This is a genomic window from Kitasatospora nipponensis (genome assembly GCF_039528135.1).
Taxonomy (GTDB): domain Bacteria; phylum Actinomycetota; class Actinomycetes; order Streptomycetales; family Streptomycetaceae; genus Kitasatospora; species Kitasatospora nipponensis.
The window spans coordinates 1-668 of sequence record NZ_BAAALF010000767.1; the positions used below are offsets into that span (position 1 = coordinate 1).

Below are 668 nucleotides of genomic sequence, written 5' to 3' on the forward strand. Positions count from 1 at the left end.
CGCAGGCGTTGGGTGAGGGTTTCTACATGAATTATCTGCAGCGGCCGGGTGTGGCGGATGCGGAGTTGGCGGGGGATGTGCGGGGGTCTTTGTCGCGTATTTTCCGGTGGGGGTTCGGGGATTCGCCGCAGGCGTCGGCGGCGGTTTTGCCGGTGGTGCCGGAGGGTGGCACGCTGCTGGATCTGCTGCGGGAGGCGGGTGAGCTGCCGGGCTGGCTGACGGAGGCGGACCTCGATGTCTACGCGGAGGATTTCGCGCGGACGGGTTTCTCGGGTGGTCTGAACTGGTGGCGGACGATGGAGCTGAGCTGGGAGCTGACGGCGCCGTGGCAGGGTGCGCCGATGTCGGCTCCGGCGTTGTACATGTACGGGGAGCGGGATGGGAGTGTGCAGCTTCCGGGGCTGGACCAGTTGATCGCGAATCTGCGTCATCTGGTGCCGAATCTGACGCGTACGGTGGCGTTGCCGGGGGTGGGGCACTGGACGCAGCAGGAGCGTCCGGAGGAGGTCAACGCGGAGCTGCTGAAGTTCCTGGCCGGCCTGTAGAACTCGCCGGGCTGGGGTGATTTCGTCGATCGCCGCGCCGTGGCACCGTGCGTATCGGTGATGTCCGCAATGCACTGAAGGCGCCGCCGAGAAGACCCCGGCGGCGTTTTTGGTGCATTTGTG

The 668-nt window shown here is 66.5% G+C and carries 1 protein-coding gene; it reads left to right on the forward strand.

Annotation, left to right across the window (positions count from 1 at the left end):
• The coding region (locus tag ABD323_RS43215; protein WP_344447507.1) for an alpha/beta fold hydrolase at positions 1-545 on the forward strand (545 nt) is incomplete at its 5' end.
• Positions 546-668: the final 123 nt, after the last annotated feature.